The following is a 17,429-nucleotide window of genomic DNA, read 5'->3' on the forward strand; positions in this document are numbered from 1 at the left end:
CCTGGGTTCGCTCCGGCATCTCTGTGAAATTCCAGCCGTTCAGCCCTGCCCGAAGGGAGTGTTGGCATGACAACCGTGCGCCGCTCACTAGGTGTTCCGCCATTCTTTTGCCCATTACCCGACGTTGTGTACGACAAGCCGGATGAAATAGATGCCGGCGCTGTTGCCTGGATGTTTCGGCAAGGTTTTCGCAAGGAGGGTGACTGGCTGCCGAAAATGAAGGCGGGTTCGTACACCGCACACTGCATGCCATATGTCCTCGACCGGTGCGCCGAGATCATCACCTATGTCATGTACTGGGGCGGTGCCTGGGACGACGACCTCGACGTGATCCCAGGGCTGGACCAGCCCGCACCTCTGACCGTCCACGTCAGCCGCCTCAAGCACATCCTCGCCTCGCCCAAGTCCGTCGTGCCGCCCGGGGATCCGTACCTCTCCTCCTTCCAGGACTTTTGGAAGCACATCTCCGCCGTGTCGACACCGGGCCAACTTGAGCATCTGCGCCAGGGTTTCTGCAGCTATTTCGACGGTGTGCTGTGGAAATGCGCGAACCAGAGTCTCGGTGAACTCCCCGAACTGGGGGATTACCTGATCATGCGAGGCAACGATGTGGCCGGCCCCTGGCTGACCGCACTCACTCCGATCGGCGGCGGATACGAACTGACCGCAGCCGAACGTCTCGATCCCCGAGTGCGCGCGGCGTCCGAAGCCGTGTCCGTCATCGTCGGTCTCGACAACGACCTGATCTCAATTCATCGGGAGAATCTGCAAGGCTTGTTCGACCAGAACGCCATCAGCATCGTGGTGCGCGACCAGCAATGCACACCCGAGGAAGCGGTCGCCGAAGTCCGCGCGCTGCGTGACCGAATCATGTCCGTGTACCTGCGTCTGCGCGACGAGGTCTCCGCGACCGCCCGCCCGGAACTGAGGCGCTACGTCCACGAGATCGGCTACTGGATTCGCGGTCACATCATCTGGGCGGACTTCACCACCCGTTACTGCGCGCCCGTCGACCCGGAGACCGGCGAAGAACAGAACTTCGGCGGCTACGGCCTGGTCTGGGCGGACGAGCCCGCTGACGACGACCCCGCGCCCCTGCCGATTCCACAGATCGCCTGGTGGTGGGACCAGCTGGAGGGCTGACAGCGGCAACACAGAGCCCGACAGGTCCGCACAACCCTCAACAACCGCATGGAGGTTCGTTCCATGACAGGCCAGGCAACCCGCGGCTATACGAAAGGCACCGCACCCAGCGCGCTGCCCGTGCTCGGGCACGCACACCGATTACGCAGCGACCCGCTCAGCTTCCTCCGGTCGCTGCCCGAGCAGGGCGACCTCGTGAAGATCATGGTGGGGCCGACCCCCATGTACATCGCGTGCCACCCCGATCTCGTCCACGAGATGCTGACCGACAAGGTCAAGGACTTCGTCAAGGGCGGTCCCGTGATGGACCGCGTGCGCACGGTGCTCGGAGACGGTCTCGTCACCGTCGACGGCCTCGTCCATCGCAAGCAGCGGCGTCTGATCCAGCCCTCCTTCCACCCCGCGCGCATCGCCGAGTACGTCGGCATCATGCAGAAGCAGGCAGCAGCGTCGGCTCATGAATGGCCCGCGGGCGAAAACGTCGACCTCCTGCTGCAGATGGGCAACCTCAGCGCCGACGTGGCGCTGAGCTGCCTGTTCTCCGAGCCCGGCGAGGGCGAGGTGCGCCGGGGCGGCCACCACGGTCTCCCGACAGCACTGAACACCGTGATCGACGGCATGTTCTTCCGCATGCTCAACCCGCTGCCGGCCCTGTCCTCCCTGCCCACCCCCGGCAACCAGCGCTACAAGCGGGCGGAGGCGCAGCTGCACCAGGTGGTGAACGAGACCATCGATCGCTACCGCCATTCGGGCGACGGCGGCGGTCTGCTGCGCACGATGATGACCGAGGTCGACGCGGACGGACACCGCTTCACTGACCAGGAACTGCACGACCAGTCCATCACCTTGCTCCTCGGGGGCGCGGAGACCACCGCCGTCCTGATGTCGTGGATCTTCCACCTGCTGCACGAGAACCCGCAGGTCACCGCCAAGCTGCACGCGGAACTCGACGAGGTGCTGGCCGGCCGCCCGGTGACGGCCGAGGACCTGAGGAAGCTGCCGTACACCCGCAACGTCGTCGCCGAGGGGCTGCGCCTCTACCCGCCGGCCTGGCTGCTCAGCCGTCGCGCCGCCGTCGACACCACGCTCGGCGGGCTGCCCGTACCGGCCGGCACTGAGCTGTCGTACAGCCCCTTCCTGCTGAACCGGGACGCCCGCTACTTCGACGCCCCCGACAGCTTCGAGCCGGACCGGTGGCTCACCATGTCGACCACCGCGCGCAAGGGCGACGCCTACCTGCCCTTCGGCGCCGGGAACCGCAAGTGCATCGGTGACGTGTTCGCCCTCACCGAGGCCCAAGTCATCGTGGCCACCGTGGCCCAGTACTGGAAGCTGGACCGCGCCCCGGGCACCCGCCCCACGCGCGCCCTCGTGCGCATGAGCCTGCGTCCCGACCAGTTCACGGTCGTGCCGACCCGACGGCAGCCGGCGCGCGAGCCGCAGGCCGCAGCGAGCTGAACCCGTTCCGTTCGACCGACAGGGGCCCGGCAGGTCCTGCACCCGCGGCCGCCCCTGTCCGGCCTGCCCTCCGACATGTGAACGCACGTGTGCGGAGGGCCGGCCATCCGGCGCGGTCCGAACATCCCGTCACCGCTCGCCGCTCCATCGGTGACTCGCACCCGCGGCGCGGCCCGTCGACTGCCGGGACCCTCCTCCGCCCGGCCGGAAAGTGATGCCTCTCTTCGGCGGTTTCCCTCCCGTGTCACGCCCTCACTGACGCGGCCCACACGGTCTTGACGAACAGGAGCAACGACACATGAGCCCCACCACCAGCCTTCGCGAGCTGGGAGCCGACGCCCTGGACTCGGTTCATCTGCGCGGCCTGATCGATGAGCGACTGAACGCCTTCCTCGACGGCAAGTGCCTCAAGGACACGGATGTCCACCTGGTCTCGCTCATCGAGCACCTGCGTGGCTTCCTGACCGCGGGCGGCAAGCGCATACGGCCGCTCCTGTGCATGGTGGGCTGGCACGCGGCGCGCGGATACGGCGAAACGGAGCCCGTCATCGGCGCGGCGGCCTCGCTCGAACTCTTCCACGCCTTCACCCTCATCCACGACGACGTGATGGACGCCTCCGACACTCGGCGCGGCCGTCCGACCCTCCACCGCGCGCTGGAGACGGGGGCGAACGGCACGACCGCCGAGCGGTTCGGCACCAACAGCGCGATCCTGCTCGGCGACCTGGTCATGGTGTGGTCGGACGAGCTGCTGTACTCCAGCGGTCTCGACCAGCAGCAACTGGTCGCCGTCCGACCGCTGTTGGACGCCATGCGAACCGAGGTGATGATCGGCCAGTACTGGGACCTGCTGGCCACCGGACAGCCCACCGCGGACGTCGAACGGTCGCTGGCCGTGATCCGCTACAAGACGGCCAAATACACCGTGGAGCGGCCGCTGCACATCGGCGCGGCCCTCGCCGGAGCGGACCAGTCCCTGCTGGACGTCTGCACCGCCTACGCCCTGCCGATCGGAGAAGCCTTCCAACTGCGGGACGACCTCCTCGGCGTCTTCGGCGACCCGGCCAAGACCGGCAAGTCGACTTTGGACGACCTGCGGGAGGGCAAGGCGACAGCCCTGATGGCACACGCCCTCCACGCCGCCGACCCCGAGCAGGCGCGCGTGCTGAAGTCCCTCGTCGGCGACCCGGACTTGGACGAAGCGGACGCCGAGACGGTCCGCGGAATACTGCGGGCCACGGGAGCCGCCGACAAGGTCGAGCAGATGATCACCGACCGGGTGCAGCGTGGCCGGCGGGTCCTGGACGAGGCCCCGTTCCCGGACGAGGTCAGGAAGACCCTCGACACCTTCGTCGCCACCACAACGTTCAGGACCACCTGAACCCGCTGCCGAGGGCGACCGGAGGAGAACCGACCCGGCATCCGCCACGGAATCGGTTCGCGAGCACGCACCGGCGGTGCGGTTCGACGCTCTGATTCACCCCGTGCGGTGGCGTTGCTCGTGCCCGCGGCCGCGACCACCGGCCGCGGTGCCCATGGGTGACCGAAGCATGACGCGACACGCGGTCGAACGGGCCTATTTCATTCCTTCCTAGAAACCTGGATGACGCGATCTCAATGGAATTTCGACAAAGGGAGCTGCGCACGCCGACTCCACCGGCCCCGGTGGGGGGGACGGCTGAATGTCGCCACGCTCGCTCGGTCGGCACCGGCCGCGCCCACGCCAAGTCCATTTTGCTGGGGGAGCACGCGGTCGTGTACGGAGCCCCGGCACTCGCCCTGCCCGTTCCGCAGCTGTCGATCACCGCCAGCGCCGGGTTCTCCACCCGTGGCGGAGAGCCGACCGGTGTGTCCTTCACGATGACCGGATCCGCCTGGAAGCAGGTCGGAACGCAGGCCTCCGAGGGACTGCGCCGGCTGACCACCGATTTCAGGGCGTCCATGGGCCTCAACGACGGCCGACACCTCGACGTGATCATCGACGGTTCGATCCCGCTCGGCAGGGGGCTCGGCTCCAGCGCGGCCTGCGCCCGTGCCGTCGTCCTCGCCCTGGGCGACCTCTGCGGCCGCGAGGTCTCGCAGCGGATGACGTTCGACCTGGTGCAAACCTCCGAGAACGTGATGCACGGCAAGGCCAGCGGTGTCGACGCCGTCACCGTCGGCGCGAGCGCCCCGTTGCTGTTCCAGGCGGGCGAGGCCCGCACGCTGCGTGTCGGTTGGGACGCGCTGTTCATCATCGCGGACAGCGGCGTCGTCGGCAGCACCAGAGAAGCGGCCGACATGCTACGGGAGAGGTTCCGACTTCACGCCGGAACACAGGAGAGGTTCGTACGCCGGGCGTCGGAACTCACCGGCGAGGCCGTGACCACCCTCGCCGCCGGCAAGCCGGAGGAGCTCGGCTCCCTGCTGACGGAGTACCACGGACTGCTCCGTGAGGCCGGGCTGAGCACCGACCGGATCGAGGCGATGGTGGATGCCGCGCTCGCCGCGGGCAGCCTCGGCGCCAAGATCACCGGCGGCGGACTGGGCGGCTGCGTCCTCGCACTGACCCAGCCGGAGCAGGCCGGAGAGGTCACCCGGCGGCTGCACGAAGCCGGAGCCGTGCAGACGTGGATCGTCCCGCTGAGGAGGCTCGTCAGCCATGTCTGAGCAGCAGACCACCGTGCTCCACCCGCAGGAACAGCCCGGCGCGCACGGGGCCACCGCCGTCGCGCACCCGAACATCGCGCTGATCAAGTACTGGGGGAAGCGTGACGAGCGCCTCTTCCTCCCTTGGACCAGCAGCCTGTCGATGACCCTGGACATCTTCCCCACGACCACCCGTGTCCACCTGGATGCCGAGGCCACGGACGACGAAGTGACCTTAGACGGCGCACCCGCGACGGGCGAGGAACGGCGGCGCATCGCCGGATTCCTCGACCTGGTGCGCGAGCGGGCCGGGCTCACGCACCAGGCCGTCGTCGACACCCGCAACACCGTACCCACCGGGGCGGGCCTGGCGTCCTCCGCCAGCGGGTTCGCCGCGCTCGCCGTCGCCGCCGCCACCGCGTACGGACTGGACCTCGACGACACCGGCCTCTCCCGCCTGGCCCGCCGCGGCTCCGGCTCGGCCTCGCGGTCGATCTTCGGCGGCTTCGCCGTATGGAACGCCGGCACCCACACGGCGCCGCCCGCGGAGGCGGACCTCAGCTCCTACGCCGAGCCGGTACCCGCGGGCGACCTCGACCCCGCACTGGTCATCGCGGTGGTCAACGCCGGCCCCAAGGAGGTGTCCAGCCGCGCGGCCATGCGCCGCACCGTCGAGACCTCACCCCTGTTCGAGCCCTGGGCCGCGTCGAGCCGGGACGACCTGACCGAGATGAGGCAGGCGCTCCTGCGCGGCGACCTCGACGCGGTGGGCGAGATCGCGGAGCGCAACTCGCTCGGCATGCACGCGACCATGCTGGGCGCGCGCCCCGCGGTGCGCTACCTCGCGCCCGCCTCGCTCACCGTCCTCGACAGTGTGCTGCAGCTGCGGCGCGACGGCATATCGGCCTACGTGACCATGGACGCCGGACCGAACGTCAAGGTGCTCTGCCGTCGCACGGACGCCGACCGGGTCGCCGAGGCCGTGCGCGGCGCCGCCGCGGGCGCCACCGTGCACATCGCCGGGCCGGGGCGGGGCGCCCGCCTGGTGGACGAGGACGGACGATGACCTCCGGGCAAACGGTCGTCCGCACCGCACCCGGCAAGCTGTTCGTCGCGGGTGAGTACGCGGTGGTGGAACCCGGTACCCCGGCCGTCCTGGTGGCCGTGGACCGGGAGATCACCGTCACGGTGACCCGCTCCGACGCGCCCGATGTCGTGATCTCCTCCGATCTCGTCGCCCGAGCGGTGAACTGGCGATGGCTCGACGGCCGGCTCCACGGTCCCGGCACGAAGAACGGGGAACCCGACGAGAACGGCGCGCGCGGCGCACTGGCGCACGTGGTGTCGGCGGTCGAGACCGTGGGACGGCTGCTGGCCGAACGCGGCCTGCCCCTGCCCGGGTTGGACATCTCGATCAGCAGCCGGCTGCATGACAACGGCCGCAAGTACGGCCTGGGATCGAGCGGTGCGGTGACCGTGGCCACCATCGACGCCGTCACGTCCCTGTGCGGCCTCGACCTCTCACTCGACGCCCGGTACCGCCTGGCCGTGATCTCCTCGGCCGGGATCGACCCCAAGGGCTCCGGCGGTGACCTTGCCGCCAGTACATGGGGCGGCTGGATCGCGTACCAGGCACCCGACCGGGACTTCGTGCTCAACCTCACCCGCCGCCACGGCATCGAGGAAGGGCTGCGCACACCCTGGCCGGGTCACTCGGTCCGAAGGCTTCCGGCCCCACGCGGCCTCACGCTCGAAGTCGGCTGGACCGGCAACCCGGCCTCCACCACCTCGCTCGTGTCCAATCTGCACCGCCGGACCTGGCGCGGCACCGCGTCGCACCGCACGTTCGTGGAGACCTCCACCGACTTCGTACGCGCCTCGATCACCGCCCTTGAGGCCGGCGACGGCCAAGGCCTGCTGCGGCAGATCCGCCGTGCCCGGCAGGATCTGGCCCGCCTCGACGACGAAGTCGGGCTCGGCATCTTCACACCCGAGCTGACAGCACTGTGCGCGGCCGCCGAAACCGTCGGCGGCGCCGCGAAGCCGTCGGGCGCGGGCGGCGGCGACTGCGGCATCGCCCTGCTCGACGCCGAAGCCACGCACGACATCTCTCACGTACGGCAGCGGTGGGCCGCGGCCGGGGTGCTGCCCCTGCCCGTACGGCCCGCTCCGGAAGGAATCGAGAAATGAGCACTCAGCGCAAGGACGACCACGTCCGGCTCGCCATGGAGCAACATGACACCCGCAGCGGGATCAACCAGTTCGACGAGGTGTCCTTCGTCCACCACGCCCTGGCCGGCATCGACCGGCCGCAGGTGTCCCTGGCCACGACCTTCGCCGGAATCTCCTGGCAGGTGCCGCTCTACATCAACGCGATGACCGGCGGTACCACCAAGACCGGCGTCATCAACAGGGGTCTGGCGATAGCCGCCCGCGAGACCGGGGTGCCCATCGCGTCGGGCTCCGTGCACGCCTACTTGAAGGACCCGACGTGTGCCGACACCTTCCGCGTCCTGCGCCAGGAGAACCCCCACGGGTTCGTCATGGCCAATGTGAACGCGACGGCATCGGTCGCCGACACACAGCGTGCCCTTGATCTGCTGGAGGCCGACGCCCTGCAGATCCACGTCAACACGGCGCAGGAAACAGCCATGCCGGAGGGCGACCGGTCCTTCGGGTCCTGGGTCTCGCAGATCGAGAAGATCACGGCGGCTGTCGACGTGCCCGTGATCGTCAAGGAGGTCGGCAACGGCCTGAGCCGGGAAACCATCCTGACGCTGCGACAACTGGGTGTCCGCGTGGCGGACGTCGGCGGCCGGGGCGGCACCGACTTCGCCCGCATCGAGAACGGCCGGCGCCCACTCGGCGACTACGCGTTCCTCCACGACTGGGGCCAGTCCACCGCCGCCTGCCTCCTGGACGCGCAGGGCGCCGGTCTCCCCGTGCTCGCCTCCGGCGGCGTCCGCCATCCCCTCGACGCCGCCCGCGCCCTGGCCTTGGGTGCCTCCGGCGTCGGGGCCTCCGGAGTGTTCCTGCGCACCCTGCTCGACGGCGGTCCCGAGGCGTTGATCGCGCAGATCACGAACTGGCTGGACCAGCTCGCGGCCCTGCAGACCATGCTCGGCGCGCGCGCCCCCGCCGACCTCGCGAGCAACGACCTGATCATCCACGGCACCCTCCGTTCCTTCTGCGCCGACCGGGGCATCGACACGGGGCTACTCGCCCGGCGTTCCCGATCGGCCGACGTCCTCCACGATTCGACGGGAAGAACACGATGACCGAAACGCACGCCATTGCCAGGGTCCCCATGAAATGGGTCGGGCCCCTTCGCATCTCCGGGAACGTTGCCAACATCGACACCCACGTCCCCCTCGCCACCTACGAGACGCCGCTGTGGCCCTCCGTGGGCCGTGGCGCGAAGGTGTCCATGCTCGCGGAGGAGGGCATCGTCGCCACCCTTGTCGATGAGCGCATGACCCGCTCGGTGCTCGTCGAGGCGACCGACGCCCAGACCGCGTACACGGCCGCCCGCGCCATCGAGGCGCGGATCGAGGAACTGCGCGCCGTGGTCCGCACGTGCAGCCGGTTCGCCGAGCTGCTCACCGTCCGACACGAGATCGCGGGCAACCTGCTGTTCATCCGGTTCGAGTTCAGCACCGGCGACGCCTCCGGCCACAACATGGCCACGCTCGCCTCCGACACCCTTCTGACGCACCTCCTGCAGACCATTCCGGGAATCTCCTACGGATCGATCTCCGGGAACTACTGCACGGACAAGAAGGCAACCGCGATCAACGGCATCCTCGGCCGCGGAAAGAACGTGGTCACGGAACTGCTCGTCCCGCGCGCCGTGGTGGAAGGCGTCCTGCACACCACTGCCGCCAAGATCGTCCAACTGAACATCCGCAAGAACCTGCTCGGGACCCTGCTGGCCGGCGGCATCCGCTCGGCCAACGCCCACTACGCCAACATGCTGCTCGGGTTCTACCTGGCCACAGGCCAGGACGCGGCCAACATCGTCGAGGGCTCCCAGGGCGTCACCCTGGCAGAGGACCGCGACGGCGACCTCTACTTCTCCTGCAACCTGCCCAACCTGATCGTTGGCACCGTGGGCAACGGCAAGGGCCTGGAGTTCGTGGAGACGAACCTGACCCGCCTCGGCTGCCGCGATGACCGCGCCCCCGGCGAGAACGCGCGCCGGCTCGCCGTCATCGCGGCGGCGACGGTCCTCTGCGGCGAGCTCTCGCTGCTCGCGGCACAGACCAACCCGGGCGAACTCATGCGTGCGCACGTCGAACTGGAGCGCGACAACAAGACAGCAAAGGTCGGTGCCTGAGTATGTCCAGCGACTCTTCCTTCGGAATCCACGATCTGTCGTTCGCGACGACCGAGTACGTCCTGTCGCACGCGACACTCGCCGAGTGCAACGGCACTGACATCGGCAAGTACCACATCGGCATCGGCCAGCGGTCGATGAGCGTCCCCGCCGCGGACGAGGACATCGTGACGCTGGGCGCCGCCGCTGCCGCCCCGATCATTGCCCGGCACGGTTCCGAACGGATCCGTACGGTGGTCTTCGCGACGGAATCCTCGATCGACCAGGCGAAGGCCGCTGGCGTGTACGTGCATTCACTGCTCGGCATGCCATCGGCCTGCCGGGTCGTCGAGCTGAAGCAGGCCTGCTACGGAGCCACGGCCGCCCTGCAGTTCGCCATCGGGCTCGTGCGGCGCGACCCCGACCAACAGGTCCTCGTGATCGCGAGCGACGTCTCCAGGTACGAACTGGACAGCCCCGGCGAGGCGACCCAGGGCGCCGCCGCGGTGGCGATGCTGGTCAGCGCCGACCCCGCCCTGATCCGCATCGAGAACGCCTCGGGCCTGTTCACCGCCGACGTCATGGACTTCTGGCGACCGAACTACCTCACCACCGCCCTGGTCGACGGGCAGGAATCGGTCCAGGCGTACCTGCAAGCGGTCACAGGCAGCTGGAAGGACTACGGCGAGCAGGGCGGCCGCGCACTCGACGAGTTCGCAGCGTTCTGCTACCACCAACCGTTCACGAAAATGGCCTACAAGGCACATCGTCATCTGCTCAACTACGCGGGCCACGAAACGGACGAGACCGCCATCGAGCACGCCATCGGGCAGACCGTGGCCTACAACACCTCCATCGGCAACAGCTACACCGCCTCGGTGTACCTCGCTCTCGCCGCGCTGCTCGACCAGACGGACGACCTGGCCGACCGGCCCATCGGCTTCCTCAGCTACGGCTCCGGGAGCGTCGCCGAGTTCTTCGCGGGCACAGCCGTCCCCGGCTACCGCGAACACCTGCGGACCGAAGCGAACCTGGAGGCGATAGCCCGGCGCAAGCCGGTCGATTACGCCCGCTACCGCGAGCTGCACGAGCGGTCCTTCCCGGCCGACGGAGGAGACCACCCCACCCCGCAGCAGACCACCGGGCCCTTCCGCCTGGCCGGCATCAGCGGTCACAAGCGCATCTACCAGGCGCGCTAGAACACCTGCGGTCCCAGGCGTGCGGGGCAGCCTCCACGGCTGCCCCCGCACGCGCCCGTTACGGCCGCACGCCAGTTCTTCACACACCGTTCTCCATACCACTCGAGGGGAGGGCAGCCGCATGACCGACGTGACGATCCTCGGTACGGGTGCCTATGTGCCGGAGCGAATCGTGTCCAATGACGAGGTCGCCGCGGCGGCGGGGGTCGACGACGCGTGGATCACCGGCAAGACCGGCATCCGGGAACGGCGATGGGCTGCCGACGGCCAGGCCACCTCGGACCTGGCCACCGCCGCGGGGCGTGCCGCGCTGCGGTCGGCCGGCCTCACCGCCGAGGACCTGTCCGTGATCGTGGTCGCCACATCCACACCCGACCGGCCGCAACCGCCCACCGCCGCCTACGTCCAGCAGCGGCTCGGCGCGATCGGCGCGGCCGCGTACGACGTCAACGCGGTCTGCTCCGGCACGGTGTTCGCGCTCTCCGCGGCCGAGGGCGTACTCACCCGCACCGGCGGCCACGCACTGGTCATCGGAGCGGACCTGTACTCCCGCATCCTGAACCGGGCCGACCGCAGGACCGTGATCCTGTTCGGGGACGGCGCCGGAGCGGTGGTCATGGGGCCGTCGGTCGACCACGGACCACGTATCCGGCACCTCGCGCTGCACTCGTTCGGCGAACTGTCGGGTCTCATCGAGGTGCCCGCCGGCGGCAGCCGCATGCCCGTGGACCAGACAGTCCTCGACGCGGGGCTTCATTACTTCGCGATGGACGGGCGAGGCGTGCGGAACTTCGTCGGTGACCACCTGCCGCAACTGGTCAAGGGATTCCTGCACGAATGCGGTGTCGTACCCGACGACGTCGACCACTTTGTACCGCACCAGGCCAACGGCACCATGCTGGACACCGTCTTCGCCGACTTGGAACTGCCTCGCGCGACCATGCACCGCACACTGACGTACTACGCCAACACGGGAGCCGCCTCCATCCCCATCACCCTGGACGCGGCCGCCCGTGCGGGCGCCTTTACCCCCGGCGACCTGATCCTCATCGCCGGCTTCGGCGGCGGCATGTCGGCGGGATTCGCGCTGGTTGAGTGGTGAGAGAACCCAGGCCGGTGGGTTGGTGGGTGGGTGTCTGCGTGAGAGAGGTACCCAAGGGCAGGTGACAGCATCTGCCTGACGAGTGCGACTCGCGGTCGGTCCCGGTCCGGTCCCGTGGCCAGTCCGACGACGTACCTCGGCACTTTGATCCGCCCCGGCTCCGACGCCCGGGGGCGGAGGACCGACTCTCGGCACGGTCTGGTCGGACTGCTCGGTGGGTCGGAGTCCGGACTCCGACCCACCGAAGGGACGACTACTCCCGGCCCCCCTCATCGGCTCGGCGTATCCGATCCGCTCAGCCTTCCTGCGGATGCCACCGCTCACTGGTCAGCCGTCGGCCCGCTTTCCGTGCGATTGCCAACGTCCGCTACCGGTGTCGTGTCGACCTCGAACAGGTCGTTCGGTGTGCACTGCAACGCGGTGCACAAAGCCAGGAGCGTCTCCAGCTTCACCTGGGTCGGCTGCTTGGTCATCAACGCCGAGACGGACGCCGACGACAGCTCCAGCCCCGCCTTCTCGGCCAGAAGGCGGCGCAACTGCGCGCCGGTCCACACCTCGCGGTCAGCCGCCGCCTTCCGCAGCCTCCACCGGATGTCCACCAGCCCACGCCTCCCGCTCCACAGCACTCCCGTCGCGACGCGACCTATGCGCACGCCGGGCCCAGTCTCTCCCATCCCGGCTACTGCCCGGGGCCGCCCAGCCCGTGAGGCCGCTACCACACCGAGACTCCAGGTAGTGCCCACTGAATTAAGGCGCTACCTTAATTTCGTAAGTAGTATTCTCGTGTTGAGTAGCGGGCTCGGCCGGAAAGCGCTACCAGCCTCTGGGGATAGCTGATGGCTGGGCCCGCTCAGCAACCAAATACGATGTCGTCCCTGCGCCCTCGGGGTGAGAGCACGGCCTCCTCTGCCGAGGAAGAGCCCGCCCTGGAGGGCGGCAAGGCCCACTCCGGGCTGACACTCGCGGTGCCCGACGCGGCACCGGTGCTCACTCCGCTTGCCGCTACAGCCCTGCTGCGTCTCCTGCGAAAGGCTCACCGCCGCACAACGGACGCCAGCCGCCCCGAACCAGCAAGGGACAGCCATCCGTCGCCCACGGAGAGGAAAGCGGCGTGCCCACAGCGTTCGCCTTCGCCGGCCGGGTCTCGACCGAAGACCAGCAAGACCTGGAAGCCTCACGCAACTGGCAGTTCACCCGCGCCCAAGCACTGATCGAGCCGCACGGCGTCATCGTCGCCGAGTACTTCGACGTCGGCCAGTCCCGCTCGATCCCATGGCAGCGTCGGCCCCGAGCCGCGGCGCTCCTCGAAGCATTGAAGCAACCGCACCGCGGCTTCGACGCGGTGGTCATCGGCGAACCGCAACGGGCCTTCTACGGCAACCAGTACGGACTGATCTTCCCGCTCTTCGTTCACTACGGAGTGCGGCTCTGGGTGCCTGAGGTCGGCGGCCCGATCGATCCGGAATCCGAAGCCCACGACCTGGTGATGTCGGTCTTCGGCGGCATGAGCAAGGGGGAACGCAACCGGATCAAGATCCGGGTCCGCGCCGCCATGGCCGCCCAGGCCAAGATCGAAGGACGCTACCTGGGCGGGAGACCGCCCTACGGTTACCGGCTCGCCGACGTCGGACCCCACCCGAACCCGGCCAAGGCCGCCGACGGCAAGCGCCTGCACCGACTGGAACCGGACCCCGCCACCGCGCACGTCGTCCAGCGCATCTTCCGCGACTACTGCTCCGGGCGCGGGCTGTTCGCCATTGCCGAGTCCCTGACCCGCGACGGCATCCCGAGCCCGGCCGCGCACGACCCGGGGCGCAACCGGCACCGCTGCGGCGTCGCCTGGTCCAAGGGGGCCGTCCGCGCGATCCTGTCCAACCCCCGCTACACCGGACGGCAGGTCTGGAACAAGCAGCACAAGGAAGAGATCCTCCTCGACGTCGACAACGTGGCCCTCGGACACGAGACCCGGCTGCGCTGGAACCGGCCGGATGCCTGGATCTGGTCCACCGACCAGGCCCACCCGCCGCTGATCGACACCGAGACCTTCGAGCACGCCCAGGACCTGCTGGCAGGCAAGGGCGCTGGCCGTACGACCCGCGAGCGGCAACGCACCAGCCACCCGTACGTCGTGCGTGGGCTGCTGCACTGCGGGATCTGCGGGCGACGCATGCAGGGCCAGCGCAGCCGCGACGTCCTGTACTACCGCTGCCGCTTCCCCAACGAATACGCGCTCGCCAACAAGGTCTCCCACCCGCGCAACGTCTACCTGGCAGAGCGGGACCTGATCCCCTCGCTGGACACCTGGCTCGCGCGAGCCTTCGCCCCGCACCGCCTGCACGACGCCATCACCCGCATGCACGCGGCCCAGCCCGACCCCGCCCCCGCGCCGGAGGCCGAGGACGCGATGCGCGTGATCGCCGAATGCGACGCGAGGATCGCCCGCTACCGCGAAGCCCTAGAGGCGGGCACCGACCCGAAACTCATCGCCCAGTGGACCGCCGAGACCCAGGCCCACCGCGCCCAGGCCCTCGCCCGGACCCGCAGGCCCACCGGCGAGCATCACCTCAGCAAGGAGGTCATCCACGCGATGATCACATCACTCGGCAGCATCCGGGACGTACTCGCCGACGCCGAACCACAGGACAAGGCCGACGTCTACCAGAACCTCGGGCTCAAGCTCACCTACGAACCCGGAAAACAGCTTGTGCGGGCCGAGGCTCGCCTCGACCCGCACAAGTTGGGGATACGGTCTGTGTCCGAGGGGGGACTTGAACCCCCACGCCCGATAAAGGGCACTAGCACCTCAAGCTAGCGCGTCTGCCATTCCGCCACCCGGACGAGGTGTCTGCCGCCTTGCAGGGAGTGTTCCGCGCGGCGACAGGGACAACAATACCAAGCTTTCGCAGTGGCTTTCACCTGCGTTTCTGGGCTCGGAGAGGTGGCCGGGTGACCGGATGCGCAGCCTGCGCGACACGAGGGGTGCACATCCGGTCACCGCCGGCACCCGGGGCCGGGCGCCGGGTTCACCTCGTGGTCACCTCGGTCGGGTCACGGCATCAGGTGGTAATCGGGGAAGTTCCCCGGCAGCCGCTCCCCCGCCGGGCCCTGGGTAACGGCGCGCACCAGCAGTTCGCCGCCCACGAACGCGCCGCGCCAGGACGCTCCGAAGCCGCCGAACAGCTCGTCCCGGTCGCCGCGGGAGCGCGGTTTCCCGTGGCCGACCTTGAACGCCCGGACCTGCGGGGCCAGCCGCTCGTACGTGGCCGGGTCGTCGGTCGAGAGGGTGGCGACCAGGGCACCGTTCGACGCGTTCATGGCAGCCAGCAGCTCGGCCTCGGTGTCGACCAGGACGATGGTGTCGACCGGGCCGAAGGGCTCCGCGTGGTGCAGCGGTGAGGACGGCGGCGGGTTCAGCAGCGTGACGGGCTGGACGTACGCCGCCGTGTCCTGGCCGGGCAGGAAGCGCGCGTCTGTGAGCTTGCCGCGGTGCAGCGGGACGGCACCGCGGTCGATGGCCTCGGCGACCTGGTCGTGCAGCTCCTTCGCCTTGGCCGCGTTGATCACCGGCCCGAAGTCCAGCTGCGGATACGGGTCGTCGGGCCGCTCCACCGCGAGTGGGTGGCCGACGCGCAAGGTGCGTACGGCCGGCAGGTACGCGGCGAGGAACTCGTCGAACAGCGAACGCTGGACGACGAAGCGCGGGTACGCCGTGCAGCGCTGCTTGCCGTAGTCGAAGAGCTTCGGGATGACCGCCGTGAGCGCGTCCCAGTCCGTGTAGTTCCAGATGCCCCAGGTGTTGAGTCCTTCCTGTTCGAGTACGTGTCGCTTGCCGAGGTCGGCGACGGCCGTGGCCACCGCGGCGCCGGTGTCGCGGCCGCCGACGAAGGAGACGCAGCCGATCTCGGGCGCGCGCACGAGCGCCTCCGACAGTTCGCCTCCGCTGCCGCTGACGAGGGTGACGGGAATCCCTTCGCGTGCGGCGAGGGCGCAGGCCAGGGTGAGACACGCGACGCCGCCGTCGGTCGGGGTCTTGGCGATGACCGCGTTCCCTGCCAATGCCTGTACCAGTACTGCGTGAACGAGCACGCTCATCGGGTAGTTCCAGCTCGCGATGTTGGACACGGGCCCGTCGAGCGGGGTCCGGTTCTCGAGCATGGGCTCGATTCCGTCGACGTACCACCGCACGCCGTCGATGGCCCGGTCGACGTCCGCCTGCGCGAGCCGCCAGGGCTTGCCGATCTCCCAGACGAGGAGAAGGGCGAGGAGTTCGCGGTGCTCGGTGAGGGCGTCGAGGGTGGCCGCGACGCGGGCGCGGCGTTCGTCCAGAGGTACGTGGCGCCAGGCGCGGTGCTGGTCGAGACAGGCTCGTACGGCCTGCCGGGCGGTGGCGGCGTCGAGGCGTGGCGGACCGGCGATCGGGGTGCCGTCGACGGGGCTGGTGGCGGGCAGGGCCCGGCCGTCCGCCTGCCAGGCGGCGTTCCAGAGGTTGAGGACACGATCGTCCCGGAACGCCTCGGGGGCCAAGGCGAGACAACGCTGCCAGGCGTCGGCCCAGGACGTGCCTGACTTGAGGGTGAGGGTGGATGCCATTCGGTTTGCTCCGCTCTCGGTGCACAGTCGGGGGCGGGGGACATAACGGTGCGAGGCGTGGCGACTTCGGAAAGTCACCTCTGCTCAACTATGAGTGACGTCACGCCTCTGCGGCCAGTACGTCGAGCACCAGTTGCGCCGTCTCAGTCGGCGTACCACCCACGCGGACCCCGACCGCCTCCAGTGCCGCCTTCTTCGCCTGTGCCGTGCCGGACGAACCGGACACGATCGCGCCCGCGTGGCCCATCGTCCTGCCTTCGGGCGCGGTGAAACCGGCGATGTAGCCGACGACGGGCTTGGTGACGTGCTCGCGGATGTACGCGGCGGCTCGTTCCTCGGCGTCGCCGCCGATCTCGCCGATCAGCACGACGAGTTCGGTTTCGGGGTCCGCTTCGAAAGCCGCCAGGCAGTCGATATGGGTCGTGCCGACCACGGGATCGCCGCCGATGCCCACACAGGTCGAGAAGCCGATGTCGCGGAGTTCGTACATGAGTTGGTAGGTGAGCGTGCCCGACTTGGACACCAGGCCGATGCGGCCGGACTTGGTGATGTCGGCGGGGATGATGCCCGCGTTGGACTGCCCGGGAGTGATCAGGCCCGGGCAGTTGGGGCCGATGATCCGCGTGCCCTTTGTCTTCGCGTACGTGGTGAAGGCGACCGAGTCGTGGACGGGGATGCCCTCCGTGATGACCACGGCGAGTGCGATGCCCGCGTCGGCGGCCTCCACAACTGCCGCTTTGGCGAAGGCGGGTGGGACGAAGACGACGGTGACGTCGGCGCCGGTCGCCTCGATTCCTTCGCGTACGGAGCCGAAGACGGGCACGGCTCGGTCGTCGAAGTCGACGGTCTGCCCGGCCTTGCGGGGGTTGACTCCGCCGACGACGTCGGTGCCGGCCGCGAGCATGCGCCGGGTGTGCTTCATGCCCTCGCCGCCGGTCATGCCCTGGACGAGGACCTTGCTCTCCTTGGTGAGGTAGATGGCCATGTCTCGCTC

General features: G+C 69.2%; 13 protein-coding genes, 1 tRNA gene and 1 pseudogene. 11 read left to right on the forward strand and 4 right to left on the reverse strand.

Annotated features, from left to right (window positions below; all coding sequences use genetic code 11):
- Positions 1-66 precede the first annotated feature (66 nt).
- From OHT21_RS07670 to OHT21_RS07715, 10 genes are all read left to right on the forward strand, one after another.
- Positions 67-1,143: a terpene synthase family protein gene (locus tag OHT21_RS07670; protein WP_328767498.1), complete on the forward strand. Its 1,077-nt coding sequence runs from the start codon at positions 67-69 to the stop codon at positions 1,141-1,143.
- Between the two features lie 63 nt (positions 1,144-1,206).
- A complete protein-coding gene (locus OHT21_RS07675) occupies positions 1,207-2,601 on the forward strand; it encodes a cytochrome P450 (protein WP_328767499.1) in 1,395 nt (464 codons plus the stop codon).
- Positions 2,602-2,899: 298 nt separating this feature from the next.
- Positions 2,900-3,982, forward strand: coding sequence for a polyprenyl synthetase family protein (locus OHT21_RS07680; RefSeq protein WP_328767500.1), 1,083 nt, complete (start codon positions 2,900-2,902; stop codon positions 3,980-3,982).
- 236 nt (positions 3,983-4,218) lie between these two features.
- Entirely contained in the window at positions 4,219-5,250 is a 1,032-nt protein-coding gene (gene mvk / locus OHT21_RS07685) for a mevalonate kinase (protein ID WP_443050326.1), read from the forward strand.
- Positions 5,243-6,295 (forward strand): diphosphomevalonate decarboxylase, encoded by a 1,053-nt coding sequence (mvaD, locus tag OHT21_RS07690; protein ID WP_328767502.1) that lies wholly within the window; start codon positions 5,243-5,245, stop codon positions 6,293-6,295. Before mvk ends, mvaD begins: the two co-directional genes overlap by 8 nt.
- The gene (locus OHT21_RS07695) at positions 6,292-7,419 is read left to right on the forward strand and encodes a phosphomevalonate kinase (protein WP_328767503.1); all 1,128 of its coding nucleotides are present in this window, start codon (positions 6,292-6,294) and stop codon (positions 7,417-7,419) included. The genes mvaD and OHT21_RS07695 overlap by 4 nt, the downstream gene beginning before the upstream one ends.
- Positions 7,416-8,507 (forward strand): type 2 isopentenyl-diphosphate Delta-isomerase, encoded by a 1,092-nt coding sequence (gene fni / locus OHT21_RS07700; RefSeq protein ID WP_328767504.1) that lies wholly within the window; start codon positions 7,416-7,418, stop codon positions 8,505-8,507. Before OHT21_RS07695 ends, fni begins: the two co-directional genes overlap by 4 nt.
- A complete protein-coding gene (locus OHT21_RS07705; protein WP_328767505.1) occupies positions 8,504-9,565 on the forward strand; it encodes a hydroxymethylglutaryl-CoA reductase in 1,062 nt (353 codons plus the stop codon). Before fni ends, OHT21_RS07705 begins: the two co-directional genes overlap by 4 nt.
- A gap of 2 nt (positions 9,566-9,567) precedes the next feature.
- A complete protein-coding gene (locus tag OHT21_RS07710) occupies positions 9,568-10,743 on the forward strand; it encodes a hydroxymethylglutaryl-CoA synthase (RefSeq protein WP_328767506.1) in 1,176 nt (391 codons plus the stop codon).
- Positions 10,744-10,864: 121 nt separating this feature from the next.
- Complete coding sequence (locus OHT21_RS07715) at positions 10,865-11,845, forward strand: 3-oxoacyl-ACP synthase III family protein (protein ID WP_328767507.1); 981 nt, start codon at positions 10,865-10,867, stop codon at positions 11,843-11,845.
- Between the two features lie 320 nt (positions 11,846-12,165).
- Here the strand turns inward: OHT21_RS07715 and OHT21_RS07720 are convergent, their stop codons facing one another.
- Positions 12,166-12,444 (reverse strand): helix-turn-helix domain-containing protein, encoded by a 279-nt coding sequence (locus OHT21_RS07720; protein ID WP_328767508.1) that lies wholly within the window; start codon positions 12,442-12,444, stop codon positions 12,166-12,168.
- A gap of 512 nt (positions 12,445-12,956) precedes the next feature.
- Between OHT21_RS07720 and OHT21_RS44610 the strand changes: the two are divergent.
- Positions 12,957-14,030, forward strand: a pseudogene (locus OHT21_RS44610) (recombinase family protein); the annotation flags it as partial.
- A gap of 568 nt (positions 14,031-14,598) precedes the next feature.
- Here the strand turns inward: OHT21_RS44610 and OHT21_RS07730 are convergent.
- The 3 genes from OHT21_RS07730 to sucD all read right to left on the reverse strand — a co-directional run bounded on the left by OHT21_RS07730 (position 14,599) and on the right by sucD (position 17,420).
- Positions 14,599-14,683, reverse strand: a tRNA-Leu gene (locus OHT21_RS07730).
- 210 nt (positions 14,684-14,893) lie between these two features.
- Positions 14,894-16,435 carry an aldehyde dehydrogenase family protein gene (locus tag OHT21_RS07735; RefSeq protein ID WP_328767510.1) on the reverse strand — a complete coding sequence of 514 codons (1,542 nt, stop codon included), beginning with the start codon at positions 16,433-16,435 and terminating at the stop codon, positions 14,894-14,896.
- 100 nt (positions 16,436-16,535) lie between these two features.
- Complete coding sequence (gene sucD / locus OHT21_RS07740) at positions 16,536-17,420, reverse strand: succinate--CoA ligase subunit alpha (RefSeq protein ID WP_328767511.1); 885 nt, start codon at positions 17,418-17,420, stop codon at positions 16,536-16,538.
- Positions 17,421-17,429: the final 9 nt, after the last annotated feature.

The sequence above is a fragment of the Streptomyces sp. NBC_00286 genome (assembly GCF_036173125.1).
Lineage (GTDB): Bacteria > Actinomycetota > Actinomycetes > Streptomycetales > Streptomycetaceae > Streptomyces.